19 protein-coding genes and 2 pseudogenes are annotated in these 18,299 nt (G+C 63.4%); 19 read left to right on the top strand and 2 right to left on the bottom strand.

Annotation, left to right across the window (positions count from 1 at the left end):
• Positions 1-77: 77 nt before the first annotated feature.
• The 5 genes from NX05_RS01895 to NX05_RS01875 all read left to right on the top strand — a co-directional run bounded on the left by NX05_RS01895 (position 78) and on the right by NX05_RS01875 (position 5,156).
• Positions 78-2,198, top strand: a complete 2,121-nt coding sequence (locus NX05_RS01895) for an XVIPCD domain-containing protein (protein ID WP_039431369.1) — start codon at positions 78-80, stop codon at positions 2,196-2,198.
• Positions 2,198-3,121: a hypothetical protein gene (locus NX05_RS01890; protein WP_039431371.1), complete on the top strand. Its 924-nt coding sequence runs from the start codon at positions 2,198-2,200 to the stop codon at positions 3,119-3,121. Before NX05_RS01895 ends, NX05_RS01890 begins: the two co-directional genes overlap by 1 nt.
• 221 nt (positions 3,122-3,342) lie before the next feature.
• Entirely contained in the window at positions 3,343-3,549 is a 207-nt protein-coding gene (locus tag NX05_RS01885) for a hypothetical protein (RefSeq protein WP_039431373.1), read from the top strand.
• Between the two features lie 297 nt (positions 3,550-3,846).
• Positions 3,847-4,659 carry a hypothetical protein gene (locus NX05_RS01880; protein ID WP_024420136.1) on the top strand — a complete coding sequence of 271 codons (813 nt, stop codon included), beginning with the start codon at positions 3,847-3,849 and terminating at the stop codon, positions 4,657-4,659.
• A 143-nt stretch (positions 4,660-4,802) separates the two neighbouring features.
• Positions 4,803-5,156, top strand: coding sequence for a DUF3085 domain-containing protein (locus tag NX05_RS01875; protein WP_011269728.1), 354 nt, complete (start codon positions 4,803-4,805; stop codon positions 5,154-5,156).
• A gap of 158 nt (positions 5,157-5,314) precedes the next feature.
• Here the strand turns inward: NX05_RS01875 and NX05_RS24090 are convergent, their stop codons facing one another.
• The gene (locus tag NX05_RS24090; protein ID WP_033836508.1) at positions 5,315-5,941 is read right to left on the bottom strand and encodes a hypothetical protein; all 627 of its coding nucleotides are present in this window, start codon (positions 5,939-5,941) and stop codon (positions 5,315-5,317) included.
• A gap of 304 nt (positions 5,942-6,245) precedes the next feature.
• A pseudogene (locus tag NX05_RS24635) lies at positions 6,246-6,479 on the bottom strand (IS30 family transposase); the annotation flags it as partial.
• Between the two features lie 596 nt (positions 6,480-7,075).
• Between NX05_RS24635 and NX05_RS01860 the strand changes: the two are divergent.
• The 14 genes and pseudogenes from NX05_RS01860 to NX05_RS01800 form a co-directional block, all read left to right on the top strand.
• Complete coding sequence (locus tag NX05_RS01860) at positions 7,076-8,005, top strand: DUF3577 domain-containing protein (RefSeq protein WP_039431401.1); 930 nt, start codon at positions 7,076-7,078, stop codon at positions 8,003-8,005.
• Positions 8,006-8,066: 61 nt separating this feature from the next.
• Positions 8,067-8,747: a DUF3275 family protein gene (locus NX05_RS01855; RefSeq protein ID WP_039431377.1), complete on the top strand. Its 681-nt coding sequence runs from the start codon at positions 8,067-8,069 to the stop codon at positions 8,745-8,747.
• A gap of 92 nt (positions 8,748-8,839) precedes the next feature.
• The gene (locus NX05_RS21485; RefSeq protein WP_039431380.1) at positions 8,840-9,163 is read left to right on the top strand and encodes a hypothetical protein; all 324 of its coding nucleotides are present in this window, start codon (positions 8,840-8,842) and stop codon (positions 9,161-9,163) included.
• A gap of 127 nt (positions 9,164-9,290) precedes the next feature.
• A complete protein-coding gene (locus NX05_RS01850; protein ID WP_033836512.1) occupies positions 9,291-9,941 on the top strand; it encodes a hypothetical protein in 651 nt (216 codons plus the stop codon).
• Between the two features lie 39 nt (positions 9,942-9,980).
• Positions 9,981-11,114, top strand: coding sequence for a DUF6094 domain-containing protein (locus tag NX05_RS01845; protein WP_260824136.1), 1,134 nt, complete (start codon positions 9,981-9,983; stop codon positions 11,112-11,114).
• A gap of 48 nt (positions 11,115-11,162) precedes the next feature.
• On the top strand, positions 11,163-11,483 hold the full coding sequence (locus NX05_RS01840) for a hypothetical protein (RefSeq protein ID WP_015471964.1): 321 nt from the start codon (positions 11,163-11,165) through the stop codon (positions 11,481-11,483).
• An 89-nt stretch (positions 11,484-11,572) separates the two neighbouring features.
• Entirely contained in the window at positions 11,573-11,872 is a 300-nt protein-coding gene (locus NX05_RS01835; protein ID WP_015471965.1) for a hypothetical protein, read from the top strand.
• A gap of 149 nt (positions 11,873-12,021) precedes the next feature.
• A complete protein-coding gene (locus tag NX05_RS01830) occupies positions 12,022-14,301 on the top strand; it encodes a helicase-related protein (protein ID WP_039431387.1) in 2,280 nt (759 codons plus the stop codon).
• 141 nt (positions 14,302-14,442) lie between these two features.
• Complete coding sequence (gene pilL2, locus NX05_RS01825) at positions 14,443-15,036, top strand: PFGI-1 class ICE element type IV pilus protein PilL2 (protein WP_039431389.1); 594 nt, start codon at positions 14,443-14,445, stop codon at positions 15,034-15,036.
• Positions 15,033-15,680 (top strand): membrane protein, encoded by a 648-nt coding sequence (locus NX05_RS01820; protein ID WP_039431390.1) that lies wholly within the window; start codon positions 15,033-15,035, stop codon positions 15,678-15,680. Before pilL2 ends, NX05_RS01820 begins: the two co-directional genes overlap by 4 nt.
• 15 nt (positions 15,681-15,695) lie before the next feature.
• Positions 15,696-16,418 (top strand): TIGR03759 family integrating conjugative element protein, encoded by a 723-nt coding sequence (locus NX05_RS01815; RefSeq protein WP_039431392.1) that lies wholly within the window; start codon positions 15,696-15,698, stop codon positions 16,416-16,418.
• Complete coding sequence (locus NX05_RS01810; protein WP_039431394.1) at positions 16,400-16,993, top strand: transglycosylase SLT domain-containing protein; 594 nt, start codon at positions 16,400-16,402, stop codon at positions 16,991-16,993. Before NX05_RS01815 ends, NX05_RS01810 begins: the two co-directional genes overlap by 19 nt.
• Positions 16,990-17,538 carry an integrating conjugative element protein gene (locus tag NX05_RS01805; protein ID WP_039431395.1) on the top strand — a complete coding sequence of 183 codons (549 nt, stop codon included), beginning with the start codon at positions 16,990-16,992 and terminating at the stop codon, positions 17,536-17,538. Before NX05_RS01810 ends, NX05_RS01805 begins: the two co-directional genes overlap by 4 nt.
• A gap of 4 nt (positions 17,539-17,542) precedes the next feature.
• Positions 17,543-18,175: pseudogene (locus NX05_RS01800) on the top strand (type IV conjugative transfer system coupling protein TraD); the annotation flags it as partial.
• Between the last annotated feature and the right edge of the window lie 124 nt (positions 18,176-18,299).

Here is an 18,299-nt window from a genome sequence, read left to right as displayed (position 1 = left end):
TGGAACTTGCAGGGCTGGCCCCGCCGCGCTAAAACCGTGGCCGAAGGAGCAAAGCTCACACGCTTGGAGACAGCCACATGGCCAGCACCACCGAAATCGCTGCCCTGTTGGCTGCGACCGACGCGCAGGGCCGCGTCGATCCGCTGGCCTACGAAGCGCAGCTCCTAATCCTGCAGCATCAAGGTCTGGGTAGCGTAGATGCGGCCGCACTGGTGCGCGCCCTGCCGGCCTCGCCGGGTTTTACCGCCTTCGACCGCACCACGCTCTTTTCCGCCATCGACCAGCGCCTGGATACGCCGCAGGAACGGCAGCGTTTCGCCGACGCGCTGGACCAGGCCAACCTCAGCGACGGATGGCTCGAACGGCTGGGCGAGCAGGCGGCCGAGGTCGGCGGCCAGGCCTATGACAGTACCCGCACCGCAGTGCGCTGGGCCGATACCCAGGTCAGTGACGGCTTGGCCGCCGCGCAACGCAGCACCCGCGACACGGCGGCCGCTCCTGGCGTGTTGCCCGGCCTGCGAGCCGAAGCGCAGGCCGGCAACAATCTGGTCGGCAATGTGCAGCAAGGCTATGGCTTCGTCACTGGCGGGGCGGGACATGCCGTGTCCACGCTCGGCGATACCGTCGACCTGGTGCGCATGGGCACGCGCTTGGTCACCGACCCGAACTATCGCGATGTGGTGGTCGGCATGGTCCGTATTTATGCGGCCGAGGTCGTCGCCGACCCGCACAAGCCGATCGACCAGGCCCGCAGCGCCGCCACCCAGGCGCTGCAGCAGTGGCAGCAGGGGCTGGCGCAGGCGCAACGCGAAGGCCGCGAGCACGAATATGTCGGCAGCGCAGCCGGCGCGGCTGGGGTGGAGATGCTGGCCACGTTGGTCCCGGCCAGCAAACTGGGCAAGCTCGGCAAGGCCGCGCGAATCATGGAGGACATCGCCCCGCGCGCAGCCGGCGAAGCCAGCGAGGGTCTGGCCGATGCCGCCCGTGCCGAGCGCGTCGGCACCGGCGCGCGCGACGCGGGCGAACTCGCACCCGAGCGGGGCGCGGCATTGCCCGGCCGCGCCGGCGCCTACGCCGAAGCGCTGGAAGAAGTCGACCAGGCCGCGCAGCGCGGCGGTGCGGCGGGCGAAGGCGCGCAGCAATTGCTGCGCGGGCTGGTCGGCCAGGCGCGCCAGGACGGCCACCTGGACGACTTGGTCCGCGCCGCCCGCGCCACTGATAATGTCGAAGGCCTGCTACGCAGCGGCGAACTGGCACCGCGCGAACTCACCGCCATCCTCAAGCGCAACCCGGATGTCTTCGATGGCAGGATCGACTTCCCGACTGCGCTAGACCACAGCACGCAGGGCGTGGACCTGACCCGGCTCACCACGCGCCAGCTCGGCGACATCGGCGAAGCCATCCAGACCCACGAACTGGTAAAGCAAGGCTATAGCGACATCGTCGCGATCAAAAACCGCTCCGGCCACGGCATCGACTTAGTCGGCCGCAACCCCGGCGGCGAACTAGAATTCTTCGAGATCAAGACCTCGGCAAAGGGGATGGCGCCGGCGCAACACGGGGATCCGGAACAATTCGTAGCCAAGCGGCTTGAGCGGGCGATTGACGCCCAGGGTCACTGGGATCCGAAGAACACGATACCTGGGCTGAAGTCGATCGCTCAGGATATCAGCAGGGAAATCGGCCCGGAGGCCGAGAACATCAACGCCACGTGGGTGCGGCTCAATCTGAGCCGGAGCCCGGACGCGCCGCACTTGCAGATCGAACGCAAGATAGATCCATGGGTCAAGCCCGCAGCGCCGAAACAGACGATGCTGACTCCTGGCGATGCCGACCACCCAGACCACGCCGCATTTGACACGATACTGCGCACGGTGCAGGGCGACGGCCGTTGGAACGTTGCGGAAAGCCACAATATTGCCGCGAGCCTGCTGAAGGAATACAAGGCCGATCCGCTGTGTAAGACCCTGGATTCGGTGCGCATCGGCGGCAGCGCCGATACGCCATGCATCTTCGCGGTCAGTTCGCCGCACGGCGACAAAGCCCCGCATTTCCACGTCCGTGTGGAGGCCGAGCAAGCCGCGCAGCGTCCGGCCGCCGAGAGCTTCGCTCAGGTCCAGCAGCTCAACCAGCAACAAGCGCTGGCCCAGGAAACGGAGCAACAGAACCTAGCTCAGCGCGGCCCGAGGATGAGTTGATGGCAAACGACAAGAGCGACCAACACCTGCCCACGTGGCATCCTTCGTTGAAGAAGACCTTCAAGCGGTGTGATCGCTGGATCGAGCGCGCCAGCCGGGACAATGAACCACAGCGATATTTCGACAACATAGAGAACTATCTTGCGGCCTCCGGCCCTGTGTCGGGCAAACTTTGGATGGAACTAGCTTGGGCTGGCCATGTGTATGCGGTCCAAGCCTGCGCCCTCAGCGGCCAAGGCCGCCTGGACGAACTCGCCCAGCCGCTGCGCTGGGCGGTGGCGATGCGCTCAATCGCATTTCGCTTCGAGGCCGCCGTGACCCTGGCCTGGACCACTGAGCGGCAACCGCTGCTACCGTTCTGGACCAGCATGAAGGTCGCGGCCACCGCAATGCTTTCGCAATGGGAGGCCACCGAGGCTGGTGTCCGCTTCCTGATCCAGGTCGCGCACAAGGACCAGGCCCTGAAGCCTGACGAATGGCGCCGCGAGGGCTGGGGCAAAGGCACCAACGACGCTTTCCTGATTTTCCTGTTCGCTCAGGCCTTCGGCATCCCTACCCACTACCGGCCGGTGCATTCGCTGATCCCCGAGTATCAGGCTGTGCTCGACCACTGGCGCAGCACCGACGCAGCGGCGTTCCAATCCGCGATGCAGGCCGCGGCCGACTGGCACATCGCTCGCAGCAAGGATGGCACCGAGCGCAACACCTACGAGTTCGAGAAGGACATTGATCGCGTCTACCCCGCCGAACTGCTCGCCGTGCAGGCCCTGCGCCAGCGCGACGGCCTGCCCCACTTCGATACCGGCCATCTGCTGATCGACACGCCCTGGACCATCCTGAGCAAGCTGCCCGAGTGCCCGCCGCATCCGCTCGCTATGGCGGTGGAAGAGCGGGTGCGCCGGGACTATCCGGATTACAACTGAAGCGAATACCCCAGACACAATGGGGCGATGAGCCAGTACAGATTTCCCATGGCCGCCGGAGTGGGCTGGTGCGACGCTGCCGCCATGTTCCGCTGAACTCGGTCAGCAACATGCCCAGAGCGCTACGCGCCCGCCGGCACTAAGGAAGACGGTCGAGACGAACACGCCCGTGAGCGACCGCATCCGACTTCGAGCACCAGCTTGGAGCCTGCGTCAACGCCATGAACCAGCACGACTCCATCGGCCAGATCCTGGTGTTCGCGCGCATGAGCGGCACGCTGCACATGCGCCAAATCGCCAGCGCCGACCTAGTGGACGCCGACATTGATGACTACGAAATGGTCGTGTTCGACGGTGGCAACACAAGCGGCGACACGTGGAAGCACGTGTTCTTCCCGCGTCAACGCGAACACTACTTCATGTACTAGGCTTGCCCACCACCAGCCCCTTTCGAGGGGCTTTTTTCTGGCCGTCGCGCAGGAATATGGGTGCGGCAACGTGCCGTTTCCTGCGAGCAGGTAGCCCACTCCAGGGCCATCCTTTCCCCATGTTCGTCGGCGTTGCCGACACATGCCCAGGCAGCCGAGACCTTCAAGGCTGCAAGTGCAAGAAACCGCACAGGTCGTTTCATTCCAAGGACGCGTCCGCGTCCATCAACGCCACCCACAAGGGACCTCTCCCTTGCGGGCGGGGAATCCCTTGTTTGTTCCTCAAGGAGATTTCCCATGGACCGTTCCCTCGTCAAATCCATGATGCCTTCGCTTGTCGCAGGCCATGTCCCTCGCAACGTGCGGTCGTTCAAGTACCGCGTGTTCGATGATCAGCCGCAGTCTTCGACATTGGGCTTCGCCATCGATCCCCTACCCTTCGATGGGCGCGTGGTCGTGGTGACGGACGACACCATCGTCGTCAAGCTCAAGCCCAGCGAGTTCGCTGTGCTCGATCCCAAACTGGTGACCGTCGTTCCCACCGAAGGCGCCAATGTGCATGTCCAACCCTACGCGCGGCGCCGTTTCGACGGACTGCGCGCGGACACTCCGGAAGTACGCACCGAGATGACGTCGGACGGCGTCCCCTACACCGTCAAGACGCACCTTCTTGGATCCGCGCAGGCCAAGCTTCCCATCCCCACGCCGCAGTGCATGGAGCTGGGCCAGCTCATCGAGCAACTGGAGGAAATGCCGGCGCCCGATGGCTTCCGACGCATTACCCATATGCTGGTCGATGCGGGCGCTCGCGATTTCTCCTGGGTCGATCCGAAGCCGTCCAAGATCATCGAGACGCCTCCGGCGATCACCTTCACGGTCTCGACCGCGAAGTTCGAGGGTCAGGTGAAGGTGCTGTACGACCGCGCGGGGGATACCTACGTGGTGGAGCTGCACCGAGACGGCGAATTGGTCGATCGGCATGACGAAGTGCATTTCGACATGCTCGGCGAAGTGCTAGAGCAACTCATCGACGACGGGCGTTGGCGCCTGATCGACGTGAGTGTCATCAAAGCGAAGGCGGCTCGACCACGCCAGGCGCTGCCGGCATGACGCCCCGCACCGAAGCCAGACGGTTCTTCGGCTGATCCGAGCCGCCGTCACGGCGTTACAGCCCTTCTGTCCATGTGCCCCACAGGCTCTCCATCCATTCGGGTGGAGGGCCTTTTATCTATCCGACACAGGAGATTTCAACCATGTCACTGCGATTCAAAGGCTCCGACCTGCGCCCCGTGTTGACGGAGGCGATCGCCAACCAATGCCGCGTCATCCTAGTCAAGGACCAAGGCGTGTACTTCCTTGCCGAGCACGGGGAGCGTCGCCCGGGTGGACGCGTGAAGCTGCTGGCCTATGCCGTCGGCTGCAACCCGGACACCGATCCGTTTGACAACTGGTGGGAACTGGCGCGCGACGAACTAGGCGGCGACGACTTCGCGGAGTACTTCGATCCGAAGGATGGCGTATTCAATCGCATGCTGCACTCCGCAGACGATCTGATACTGTCCGCCACCGCCACGCATCTGTCGCTGGAGGTAGTGCCTTCCGCATAGCGCGGCTTGCTGAGTCAGATTTGCGATCGAGCGGTCGGCAATGTCCCGAGTGAGCGAATATCCGGACCGGCCCAGGCATTAATGCAGTATTCCAGAAGAAAAAAGGCCCTTCACTCATTGAGTAAGGGCCTTTCTTTTCTGAATGGATTCAGAGCTATTTATCCACGCTTGAACAGGCGTTCGTGCATCCACCCATCGTTGGTCAGGATGACTGCCGCCTTGGCCTGTACATCTCCCTGAGTCTGCTCCGCAAAATTCTTATAATTGGCACGCATGACTTCCGATTTGGCCCAGTCATCTGCACCGTCCACCTTGTAGCGGTAGTTCACCTGCGACAGCTTTACGCCCATCATGTCGCTGGGTTCGGTGAAGTTGTCCACTTCCACGACGGTGTACTTGCCGGTGCAGAAGGCATCTTGTGCAGCCAGCGTGTTTGCACCGTTGGCGACGAGAAATTTCTTGCCGGTATCAGTAATTTGGTATTCGGTGGCCGGCTCCATCTTGTTGCCGAACATGGCTTTGACTTCGGTGTCTCGCTTAGTCAGCAGCCCCGCATCGACCAGCGCATCGGCGCGCTTCTTGTTCTGGCCGCCCAGCATATCTTGGTTCGCCAGGGTGAACGGCAAGCCCTTTGCAGGAATCGCAGCGCACAGGCCCTTCTGAGTGTCCAGGTACGCCTGGATGGCCTTGCTGAAGTTGCTCTTGTTAGCGTCTTTGGCGCTGCCGCACGCGGCAAGCGTAAGGGCAAGGCTGCTGATGGCAACGATTTTGATGGCTGTATGCAAAACGAGCTTCCTCTGTAGGTTAAGACAAGCGGTTATTCATTTTGGCAACGCGATTAGGCGATGCGCGGTTCTCGGCATGGCGGGTAGCTTCTAGTCGGTTTGTAGAAGAGGACGGAGCGGTCCGAGGGTGCGGTGAAGCGTCTGTACCAACTGTTCCGCTCGAACGTGGGTGTTGCGCTTGAGCATCTGCATAGTAGCCATGAGTACTCAAGAATAAGGCTCACGCCGCATCACTTTACCGAAAATGTAACTGACCACAACTTTAGAAAATTCCCCAACGATGCGGGACCACACCACGTTCCAACTATTCGAGGGGCGTTTTGAATCCGAGCATCTTGCGCGGACGATTGTAGAGCCGCTGCTCAATCGACCGCAGGTGCGCATTGGTGATGGTGCTGAAATCGGTCTGTCGTGGCAAGTACTGGCGGGTCAACCCGTTGGCATTTTCGTTGCTTCCTCGCTGCTATGCGGAGTACGGATCTGCAAAATAGAAATCGCTCTGCAAGCAGGCAGCAATGAGCCGATGATCAGCGAAGCATGCTGGTTGCGGCGCAGTTCGCGGCTGATCGTGCTGGGCGCACGCGCCACTGCGCCGGCGATGGCCCGCATCGACATACAAATTTCATATAACGCATGCAGACGGTATCGTTCTGCCAGATCCAGGCGGCGGGATGACATGGGCAACTCCACTTGGCGGTGAAGTCGTTCAGGTCTGGTCGCCTGCACCACTTCACAACCGTTGGTGTTGCGATCCACAGTTGGAGCCGCCAATTTTATTAATATTTTTCTGATTATGTCATCTCTACCGCTGTAACTGATGTGGCAGACGTTGGTCGCCGTGGACAAAGGGAGGCGCTCGGTTACCGATTCATTGCTGCTCCACACATGAGGCTCGGCCATGCTGCCCCCATGCCTGCTGACGTTGTCAGCAACATGCCAGGCAACCATCGGTCTTCGAGGTTGCGGCGCAGTTCCCACTGCGTGACCGAGCCAGCTCGCACCGCATCCATCTGCGAGCGACCACCGGCCTGTTCGGTGGCGGATGCTTTCGCCTTATCAACCCATCGCGGGGTTACGCACCCTTCCCCGCTTGCGTGGCTTGGTGTGCCTCCGCTTTTCCCAATGGAGATCACCATGAGCACCACGTCCAACGAGAAATCGTATTTCGATCTGCACACCTCGGGCATCGGCTATCTGCAACGTGCTCGTGAAGTACCCGTCAGGGGCGGCCGCCGTGCGCAGCCTTTCCTGGCATGCACCATCGCCGCGCTGGTCGGCCCCGCCAGGGACCCAAGCTACCGCTACTTCGATGTCAAGGTCTCGGGTGCCGAGGCCAAGAAGCTCGTTCAGCGCTACATCGGCGTTGACGATCCCAAGCAGCGCCCGCTGGTGCGCTTCCGCCTCGGCGACCTATGGGGCGATGCGTACATCCGCGACAAGGGCGAGCACCAGGGCAAGGCCGCAGCGTCCCTCAAGGCGCGACTGCTCAAGGCCGAGCTGATTGAACGGGACGAATTGGCTTCGATCAAACAGCACGAGCTGATCACCCGCGGCATCGGCTACCTCAACCGTCCGAAGGACGTCACCCCCAAGGATGGCGATCCGTTCCTGTCGTGCTCCATCGCCGCGCTGGCCGGACCTGTCGATGAACCGGAGTATCGGTACTTCGACACGATCGTCTCCACCCCTGAAGCCGAGCATCTGGTTCGCCGATGCGTGCAGGCCATCGAAGGGGATCGCAAGGTGCTGATCGCCTTCCGTCTCAACGACATGAAGATCGATCCGTACATCCGCACCAAGGGCGAGCACGCTGGGGAACCTGCCGCGAGCCTTGAATCGACGTTGGTTCACATCGGTCTGATCAAGATCGACGGCACCCAGGTCTATCCGACGAGCCAGACGCAAGCCAAGGCGCCGCCGGCGGAGGACGCATCCGCGCCCAAAGCCGACAACGTCATCGACACGGCCGCCGACACCGTTTCCGACCAGCCTATCGAGTCCGCCGAGCGCGAGTCCGAAGGTGCAGTCGAGGAGCAGGAGCCTGCATTGGTTGCTTCGTTCTGATCCGGCTTGGCCCCTCACGGGGCCTTGCCGCTTTTTCCTAGTTTCTCAAAGGAGAGCCATCATGGCAGTCACATCGGTGCCCGATAGATCGGTATCGCCCATCGTCGTCCCAGGCCAGCTCACACTGCGCATCATCCGCGGTAAAAACGGCCCGTTCCCGGTCGGTCGCCTCTCCACACACCTTGGTGTGTTCGAGGTCAAGGACCCTGAACTAGAGCAGTACCCCGAAGGCAAATACGACGGGGAGTTCGTCATCAGGTACATTTTCCCGAAGTCCTACCCGGTCGGCGGCGGCATGCGATTTGAGATCCGCGCCAGCCTCGACGGAATGACGCTCAACGGCATCGACAAACTGAGCTGTGACGAAGCACGCAGCTTCGCCACCCATGACGTCGATCCCCTCGATGAGGAACTGGGCGCGCAGCCGGTGGCAACCCCGGCCAGAGCATCCCGGCCCGCCAAACCTGCCCCCGTGCAGGCATCGGCAGACCCGCTGGTCGATACCACGCCGTTCGGTGTGGATGCGCAGCCGCTCGATACGTCTGCCGCCCCCGGCAGCACGGAAGATCCGGACGCCACGCTTTTCGGCGGGCTGTGGCCGCTGGGCGAATCTGTGAAGCTTGATTCGACCATCGACCGCCGCGCCCTGCGCGCGCAGATCGCACGCCTTGGCGAGCTGGGTTTCGCGCTGGACTTCAAGACGCAAGAGTGGAGCCGACAGGCCGAGCTGCAACCTGCGTGATCACAAGCACCGCATCCGTGGTGTCCTTCATCCACCCGTCGGGGGTTACTTCCCCATGCGGGGAGGCTCCCGGTTTTTTTCCTGGAGGTCTCATGTCCACTATCACTTGCGATACAACCCGTTGCGCGCTGGATGAATCCGCGTGGCGGGCTCTCTGCGAGACGGCAGCCGCACAAGCCATGAAAGGTTGCGGTCTGTCTCACGACTACTACGTTGAACGCTTCAGTTCGGCAATCGACACGCAAGTTGGTCGATTGCCCGAATCACAGCGCGCACAGGCCTTGCAGATTGCTCAGAAATGGGACTACGCAACACCTGCCGCTCGGCAGGAAGCCCAGGACTGGAATGCTGAAAACGGCTACTGCTCGCATGGCATCGAACTGGGTTACTGCCCGGCCGGTTGCGATTCGTACTGAGAACTAGCACTGAGTTTCATAGCCGCACACTCGGCAGTTCGAGCCGGACTGAGCGACTTTCTTCCACCCCGTGGGGCAGTACCTGCCCCACGGGCGGTGCTGTTCCCGTTCATCCGAGGACACCACCATGTTTGTAAATACTTCTTCCACCACGCTGTACCGCATTGACGAATGCCCGGACGTGATGGCCGACGCTTGCGTCGGCGATGACCAAGGCAACCTGATCTTCCTGTCGATCTGGGCGCGAGACACCGCCGTCCAGCAGTTCCTCGCTCGCCTGACCCTCGGGCGCGATGAGCAGGGACTAGACCAGTTCCACGTCATCACTGACCAGGGCGGCAGCGTCCCGATGTTCATCGGCAACGTCGATCGCCTGGAAAAGCGCGTCACGCGCGCCTATCGGCGAACGCGGTTCGGCTCTCTCTCCAACTTGTGGCTGTTCGACCGGCGCTGCGTCAAGCCCGACAAAGCCAACGCCAGCGCGCTGGCATTGCTGCCACGCGACAGCGCCCACCGGCTCGACCGCCTGTGGATGCTAGTGCGGGACACCTGCCCGTTGCCGCTGCTCGATCACTGGCGCGAGACCGTGCTGGAACTGCTGCAAACCCGCGAGATGCTGGCCCGCCTTCCGTTCGACCTCGGGCCACTGGAAGGCCATCGGCTCGCCATCGACGTGCCGACGCTGACTCTGGCGCTGGGCTCCCTGATCCGCAGTGATGTGCTCACCGCCTATGCCCATCCGTCCAAGATTTCTACGCCGGAAGCGGTAGCGGCTTGACCCACCCGTGGAGCACGCCTTGGCGTGGTTCCGTCATTCATCCCCGCCAACCAGGAGATTTCCATGGCCCTCATGTTCCCGCGGCTAGCCCGCAATTTCGTTAAAACCGGGTACTTCCCCACGGATGAACCCACGCTCGAAAGAGCCCTCAACGCACTGATGCCCAGCGATGGTCCGATGTGCATCCTCGATCCCTGCGCAGGCGAAGGCGTGGCGATCGCCGAAGCCGCCCATGCTCTCGGGCGCGAGCAGGCCAAGGCATTCGCTGTCGAGTTCGACGCGGAGCGGGCGCACCATGCCCGCGGCCTGGTCGATCACTGCCTGCACGCGGACCTAATGGACACGATGATTTCCAAGCAGTCCTTCGGGCTGCTCTGGCTCAACCCTCCATATGGCGACCTGTCCAAGGACGTCAACGGCAACATCGGTTACCAGGGCCAGGGCCGCGCCCGTCTCGAAAAGCTGTTCTATCAGCGAACCTTGTCGCTGGTGCAGTACGGCGGTGTGCTGGTCTTCATCGTTCCGAGCTATGTGCTCGACGCGGAGCTGGTCGGCTGGCTGACGCGTCACTACACGGACCTTCGGATCTACCGAGCAGTGGAGACGCAGTTCAAGCAGGTGGTGATCTTCGGCCGCAGGATGCGCCAGCGCGAGCAGGCGCCGGATGGCGTCAAGGCCATGCGTAATCTGCTGCTGCAGGTTGGGCTTGGCGAAGTCGAAGCCGAGGAGCTGCCAAGCGAATGGCCGTTTCTGCCTTACATCGTCCCCGCCAGTCCGGCCGAGCCGGAGCATTTTTTCCGCGTGACGATGGAGCCGGAGCAGTTCGCCGATGAGGTTGGTCGGCTCCAAGGCCTCTGGCCGTCGCTGGACACGCACCTCGGGGCCGCGCAGCAGTTGCTGCGTCCACCGGCGCGTGCTCTTTCCCACTGGCATCTCGCTCTGGCCCTGGCCGCGGGCGCGATATCCGGCGTGGTGCGTTCCAAGACAGGGCGCCTGCTCGTCGTCAAAGGTGACACCCACAAGGACAAGACGCTCCAGAGGGAATTCACCGAACGCGACGACGGCTCCATCGCCGAAACCCGGATCCTCACCGACAAGTTCGTCCCCGTCATCCGCGCATGGGATATGACGCCTGGCTCCCCGACACTGGGCGAGGTGTTGACCATTCGCTAATCCCAGGACGCCTGACGTCCCGCTGCACTTCATCAAAGGAGAAACACCATGCTCTCACGTCTGTTCCAGCGGCGTGCGCCGCAAAAGCAACCGTTGTTCGCACCGGCCTCCTTGCAGTTGAGCGAGAAGGTGCATTGGCTGGCCCGCAGAGGCCTCATCGATCCCTTGGCTTATGTGCAGCGCCATGTGCGCGGCGATTGGGGAGAGATCGACGAGGCGACCGGCCAAGCCAACGATGTCGCACTCCAACAGGACAACCTGATGATCTCCTCCTACCGGATCACGCCGGAACTGGTGCTGATCGTCAAGACCAGCGAAGACCACCAGACCACGGTGGTCCAACTTTCCGAAGAGCGCGACATGATCTGAAGGCAGTCCATCGTCATCCCGTCCACCTGACGGAGCCACTTCACTCCGCCAGGGGGGGCGTGGCTCAAAGTTTTTTCAAGGAGGAGCCCATGGCATCACATCGAATCGAAACGTACTGCCGGGAGCTGCTGTTTACCCCCGGCGCACTCGTCCTCAGCGTAGACATTGACCGCTTGGTTCGCGCGGGCTGCCTGGATCCGCTTCCGTACTTTCGTCGCCACGTCCGTGGCGACTGGGGTGATGTTACCGAGGAGCAATGGCACGCCAACGGCATCGCACTGCAATCGGGTGCATTGCTGGAATCGCGCTACTTGGTCAGCCCTGATCTGAGCATTCGCATCGTCACCGATGAGAAACGCCATTTCACCCTCATTGTGCTGCCGTCCTAGGACTGAGCACGTTTCCCCCGCAGGCCGCCAGCGCCTGCGTTTTCCATCCACAGTCGGCCGTGTGCCGATTGAGATTGATCTTCCCACCCGGGGCATGCCATTGCCCCGCTGGGGGTGGTGCATGCCCCATTTTTTTGTGGAGCATCACCATGTCCCTCGATCTTGAATCTACTGCTGCACAAGCCACGCCCGTGCAGAGCGAACTGCTCGACGCGGAATCTTCCCCTTTGACCCTGAGCCTTCAGGATTTCGTTGGTGAGTTCGGCGACGAACTGCTCGACTCCCTCAATCGCGCCAACCCGCCGGTCTATACGGGTCAGCCGCAAACGCGCCGTCAGCTCATCGTCGCCAGCCTCAAGCGCAAACTGTTTGAGGCCCAGGCGGAAGTCGTCCATGCCGCCGCCGAGTTGCTGATCGACCGTGGCGAACGCGCCGCGATCGTCAACGGCGAGATGGGTTGCGGCAAGACGACCGTCGGCATCGCCACGGCCGCCGTTCTCAACGCCGAGGGCTACCGCCGCACCCTGGTTCTTTCGCCACCGCATTTGGTTTACAAGTGGCGGCGCGAGATCCAGGAGACAGTGGCCGGCGCCAGGGTCTGGGTACTCAACGGCCCCGACACGCTGGTCAAACTCATCAAACTGCGCGAGCAGTTGGGTGTGCAGCCCACGGGCCAGGAGTTCTTCGTCCTTGGGCGTGTGCGGATGCGGATGGGCTTCCACTGGCGGTCCGTCTTCACCCGGCGGCGCACCCGCCACGGCGACGTGGCAGCCTGCCCGGACTGCGGCCATGTCATCACAGACCTCGACGGCGAGCCGGTCAATCCGATCGAACTCGACGCCGAGGAGTACCGCAGGAAGTGCAGCCATTGCGCCGCCCCCCTGTGGACGCTGACCCGCCCGAGAAGCCTGTCCGGTAGCGACCAGTCTTCGGCCGTCCTCAAAGCCTTGAAACGGATTCCCACGATCGGGGAAGTCACCGCGCAGAAGCTCATGAAACGCTTCGGTGATGGCTTCCTCGCCTCGATGTTGGGAGACAACGTGCATGAGTTCATCAACCTCATGGACGGCAACGGTGAGCTGGTGTTTTCCGACCGCCAAGCCACCCGCATGGAACGGGCGATGGCGAATATGGAGTTCGGGTTTGGCGAAGGTGGCTACCAACCGTCCGAGTTCATCAAACGCTACCTGCCGCAAGGCACGTTCGACCTGCTCATCGCGGATGAAGCGCACGAGTACAAGAACGGCGGCAGTGCCCAGGGCCAGGCCATGGGCGTGCTGGCGGCGAAGTCGCGCAAGACGCTGCTCCTCACCGGCACCTTGATGGGCGGCTACGGCGACGACCTGTTCTACCTGCTGTTCCGCGCCCTGCCTGGGCGGATGATCGAAGACGGTTACCGCCCGTCCACGAGCGGCAGCATGGCCTCGGCCGCGATGGCGTTCATGAGGGACCACGGAGTCCTCAAGGATATTTATTCGGAAAGCACAGGTACGGCGCACAAGACCGCGAAAGGCTCGAAAGTCAGTGTCAGAACGGTCAAGGCCCCAGGTTTCGGCCCCAAGGGCGTGCTGCGCTGCATCCTGCCGTTCACGGTCTTCCTCAAGCTCAAGGACATCGGTGGCAACGTCCTGCCTCCGTATGACGAGGAGTTCCGTGAAGTCGCGATGGACACGGCACAAGTCGCGGCCTACCGCGACCTGGCGGGTCGGCTGACCGCAGAGCTGAAGCAGGCTCTGGCGCGACGCGATGCGACTTTGTTGGGGGTGGTCCTCAACGTACTGCTGGCCTGGCCGGATTGCTGCTTCCGGTCGGAGACCGTGTTACATCCGCGCACGCGCGACACCTTGGCGTTCGTCCCGGCTCAGTTCCACGAGTTCGAGATCAGCCCCAAGGAGCGTGAGCTGATCGACATCTGCAAGCAGGAGAAGGCGCAGGGGCGCAAGGTCCTGACCTACACGGTCTATACCGGCAAGCGCGACACCACGTCACGCCTGAAGGTGCTGCTGGAGCAGGAAGGCTTCAAGGTGGCGGTGCTGCGCGCGAGCGTAGATGCCAGCCGCCGTGAAGACTGGATCGCCGAGCAGTTGGACCGCGGCATCGATGTGCTCATCACCAACCCCGAACTCGTCAAGACGGGATTGGACCTGTTGGACTTCCCGACGATCGTGTTCATGCAGTCGGGCTACAACGTGTACTCGCTCCAGCAAGCGGCACGCCGCTCCTGGCGCATCGGGCAGAAAGAACCCGTGCGAGTGATCTATCTCGGTTACGCCGGCTCCTCGCAGATGACCTGCTTGGAGTTAATGGCCAAGAAGATCATGGTATCGCAGTCCACCTCGGGCGACGTGCCCGAATCGGGGCTGGATGTCCTGAACCAGGACGGTGATTCTGTCGAGGTCGCATTGGCCCGACAGCTTGTCGCCGCCTGACTATCTCCACTTACGGCCCTTCGGGGCCGTTTTTTTTTGAACCGTTGCCGGCAAATCAGACGCGGCGTGATTCGCATTGTTTGCTGTTGCACACGTCGTTAGCGGTGATGGTGAGGGCTCGATGTTTCAGGACGCCGAGCTATGTGCCCTTCTCCACTCTGGTTTCATCATCCCGAACGCCGCCTGCTGGCGGGAATCCTCGGCCTGCTCTGTTCGGTGCTGGCTGGCGGCTGCGCGACGACCGCGACGACCGCGGCGCCGCACGCGCCCGATGCCATCGAGGAAGCCTCGCCCGCACCGGAACCCGAGGCGCCGCCGTTCATTCCGGTCGTGCGCTATGGACGCTACACCCTGGTGGAACTGGCCCCGATGGCGGCGCAGCGCGACCTGCTGCTGCAGACCGTCGATGTCTCCATGCCCGCAGATGCACGCGCCACGGTCGGCGACGGACTCCGGCACGTGCTCAAGCGCAGCGGCTACCAGCTCTGCGAGACGGCGCACGCCGTGATCGAGCTATACGCGCTGCCGCTGCCGGTGGCGCACCTGAATCTGGGCCCCATGACCTTGCGCAATGCGCTGCTCACTCTGGCCGGCCCGTCCTGGGAGCTGCATGTGGATGACCGCACGCGCCAAGTCTGCTTCGAGCAGATCCACGGCGACGCTACCGCGCCGATGCCCGAACCGCCTTCCGCCGACGCGATGCAGACGTTTCCCCTCGCGGGAGGCCAATCATGAAAAACGCCTGGCAGCCTTCCCGGCGAGCGACTGCCGCCGTAGTCGTGCAAAGCCTGCTCTGGCTTTGGCTGATCAGCCTGAGCGTCTTCACTGCCGTGAACTATCAAGCGATGAGCGACCTGACCGACCTCAAGCAGGTCGATTCCGGCCTGCAGCGCCTCCAAGCGCAGGTCGCCGGGCTCACCGAAACCACCCAAGCCTTGCAGCAGCGGCCGGCAGCCGCAACGGCGGCAGGACTGCAAGACACCCGCCAGGCCCTGGACGCCCGCATCGCACATATCGAGCAGACACTGTTCGGTCTTGCCTCCATGGACGACCTTCAGGCGCTGCGCGCCGAGGTCGAGCAGATCAAGACACGACAGGCGACGACATGTTCGGCTGCGCCTGTGAAGCCGCGCTCACAGAGCAAGCCCACTGCCGCCAAGTTTGAGCTGGCCCCGCTGCCATTCCGCATCGTGGGAGCTGAACTGCGTGCCGGCCAGCGCAGCGTATCCGTCGCCCCGGCCGAGGGGAATTTCACCGCCGACCAGGTGCAGGTACTGCTGCCCGGCGACGCGGCCGGTCCGTGGCGCTTGCAGGGCATCGAAGGAAATACCGCCGTGTTCCAGGCGGGCGAGCAGACCCGCCGCCTAGCGATTCCCTGACGCAGAGACCATGCGATGAAACACTATCCCGTTCTCATTCTATCGCTGCTGGCAGTGCTGCACCTGCCGGCTTCGGCCCAGCAGCCTGCCACGGCTCAGTCCCGTAATATGCCCAACCAGGATCGGCCCCTGGCAGGCCGCATCCTGGATGACCGCGTGGCGCGCGACTGGGGCCTGCAACCGCAGGAATGGGCGCGCTACCGCGAGCTGATGGAGGGACCACTCGGCATCTACTCACCGAACCTGGACCCGCTATCGGCCTTGGGAATCGAGGCCCGCACCGACGAAGAGCGGCGGCGCTACGGGGAGTTGCAGGTGCAGGTCGAAGCGCGTCGCGTGGAGAAGCTGCTGGTGTACCAACGCGCCTACGACGAAGCCTGGCAGAGGCTGAACCCTGGCATGCAGCGCGTGAACCTGCCCGATGACAAACCAGGCGCCGCCGTGCGCAGCAGCGGCCGCATGGCGGTATTCATTAAGGACGGCTGCGCCGCATGCGGGCAGCTCGTGCAACGCCTGCAAACTTCGGGCACCGAGTTCGATCTGTACATGGTCGGCAGCCGCCAGGACGACGCGCGTATCCGCGACTGGGCCAAGCGCGCGCAGATCGATCCGGCACGAGTGCGCAGCGGCAGCATCACGCTCAACCACGACGGCGGCCGCTGGCTGTCACTGGGCCTGATCGGTGATCTGCCGGCCGCCGTGCGCGAGGTGAACGGTCAATGGCAGCGTCAGCCGTAGCCGCGCCGCACCTGCGTGCAGTGGTGCTAGCTGCGGGCCTGTACGCCTGCGCCGCCCAGGCCCAGGATATCCCGCCGCCGGCCTACCAGCTTGCCGCGCAGAGCGCCGGCATTCCTTCGCCGGTGCTCTACGCCGTGGCCTTGCAGGAGAGCGGCATCCGGCGCCACGGGCGCGTCGTCCCATGGCCGTGGTCCCTCAACATCGCCGGCCAATCGCGCCGCTATGCGACCCGCGCCGACGCCTGCGCCGGTTTGCAGCAAGCCATGCGCTCCACGCCGCACACGCGCATCGACGCTGGCCTAGGCCAGATTAACCTCGGCTACCACCAGCAGCGCTACGCCAGCGCGTGCGACTTGCTCGACCCGTACCGCAATCTCGCCATCGCCGCCGAGATCCTGCAAGAGCAGCACACCCCCGGCGAAAACTGGCTGGTGGCGATTGGCCGCTACCACCGCCCCGCCGGTGGCGAGCCCGCAGCCCGCTATCGGCGCAGCGTGTCCCGCCACCTCGCGCGCGTGCAGGGCACGCGCCCAACCGCCGCAGTCCTCGCCGCGCGGCAGGAGACCTCCCCATGACGAAATCCCATCTGGCCCATCTCGCGGCGAAGGGCCTGCTCGTGCTGTTGGCGGGTCTGCCGCTGACCTCGCGTGCCGGCGAGTCGCTGATCGTGGTCGAAGACCGTGGCGGCACGTCCGCGCTACCGTACTACGAAGCCCTGAACCTCCAACCGCGTGTCAACTCCCCTGCCCGGCCGCAGATCCCGACGCCCCAGGTTCCCGCCCCCCCCGCAGACGAGGCCGCGATGCTGCCGGTGCGCAGCACCAAGCTCACGCCCGGCACCGTCGCGCGGCGAGTGATCGAGGCCCCTGGCCTTCGGCCTTTCGTGGTCGTCGGCGACGACAAGGCCTCCCAAGACTGGCTGCGGCGCAATGCGGCCTCGTTGCACGAGCGCGGCGCGGTCGGCCTGGTGGTCAATGTCGAGACCGTGCAGGCATTGGCGCGGCTACGCGCATTAGCTCCCGGCGTGCAAATGGCCCCCGTGGCAGGCGACGACCTAGCAGAGCGCTTGGGCCTGCGGCACTACCCGGCGCTGATCACCGCCACCAGCATCGAGCAATGAAGCCATGTCGGGCAAACAGCCGGTTGAAGTTCTACTTCGCCCAGCAGTGGAGCTATACACCGTCGCAGCGTGTGCAGGCGCCGCGTTTCTGTCCTTGGTGGCCCCGTGGTCGCTTGCGCTGAGTCCGGGCATGGGCGTCGGCAGCGCGCTGGCATTCAGTGCCTACGGCGCGATTCGATACCGCGATGCCCGCATCATCCTGCGCTACCGGCGCAACATCCGCCGCCTGCCGCGCTATGTGATGACGAGCAAGGACGTGCCGGTCAGCCAGCAGCGGCTCTTCATCGGCAAGGGCTTTCTGTGGGAGCAGAAACACACTCATCGGCTGATGCAGACGTACCGGCCGGAGTTCCGCCGCTACGTTGAACCGACTCCTGCATATCGGCTGGCAAGGCGGCTGGAAGAAAGATTGGAGTTCGCGCCGTTTCCGCTTTCGCGCCTGCCGAGGGTCACGGGCTGGGATGTGTCTTTCAATCCGGTGCGGCCGCTGCCGCCCGTGGGTGGCCTCTCGCGACTGCATGGCATCGAACCGGAGGAAGTGGACGTCAGCCTGCCGCTGGGCGAACGCGTCGGGCATTCGCTGGTATTGGGTACAACGCGCGTGGGCAAGACACGGCTCGCTGAATTGTTCGTTAGTTGTCCCTGAAAAATCCCCTTCAAGCGCCCCGTGCCGTCTGTGACAGCGGCACGTGGCTAAAGGATGGCCATTCCATCGCCCGCATCCAGGCACGCAAAAACGCGATCCAGCGCAGCAGCCAGCG

Source organism: Xanthomonas vasicola, from assembly GCF_000772705.2.
GTDB lineage: Bacteria > Pseudomonadota > Gammaproteobacteria > Xanthomonadales > Xanthomonadaceae > Xanthomonas > Xanthomonas vasicola.
Note: the sequence above shows the minus strand (reverse complement) of the source record. Positions and strands in the feature narration are given on the sequence as shown.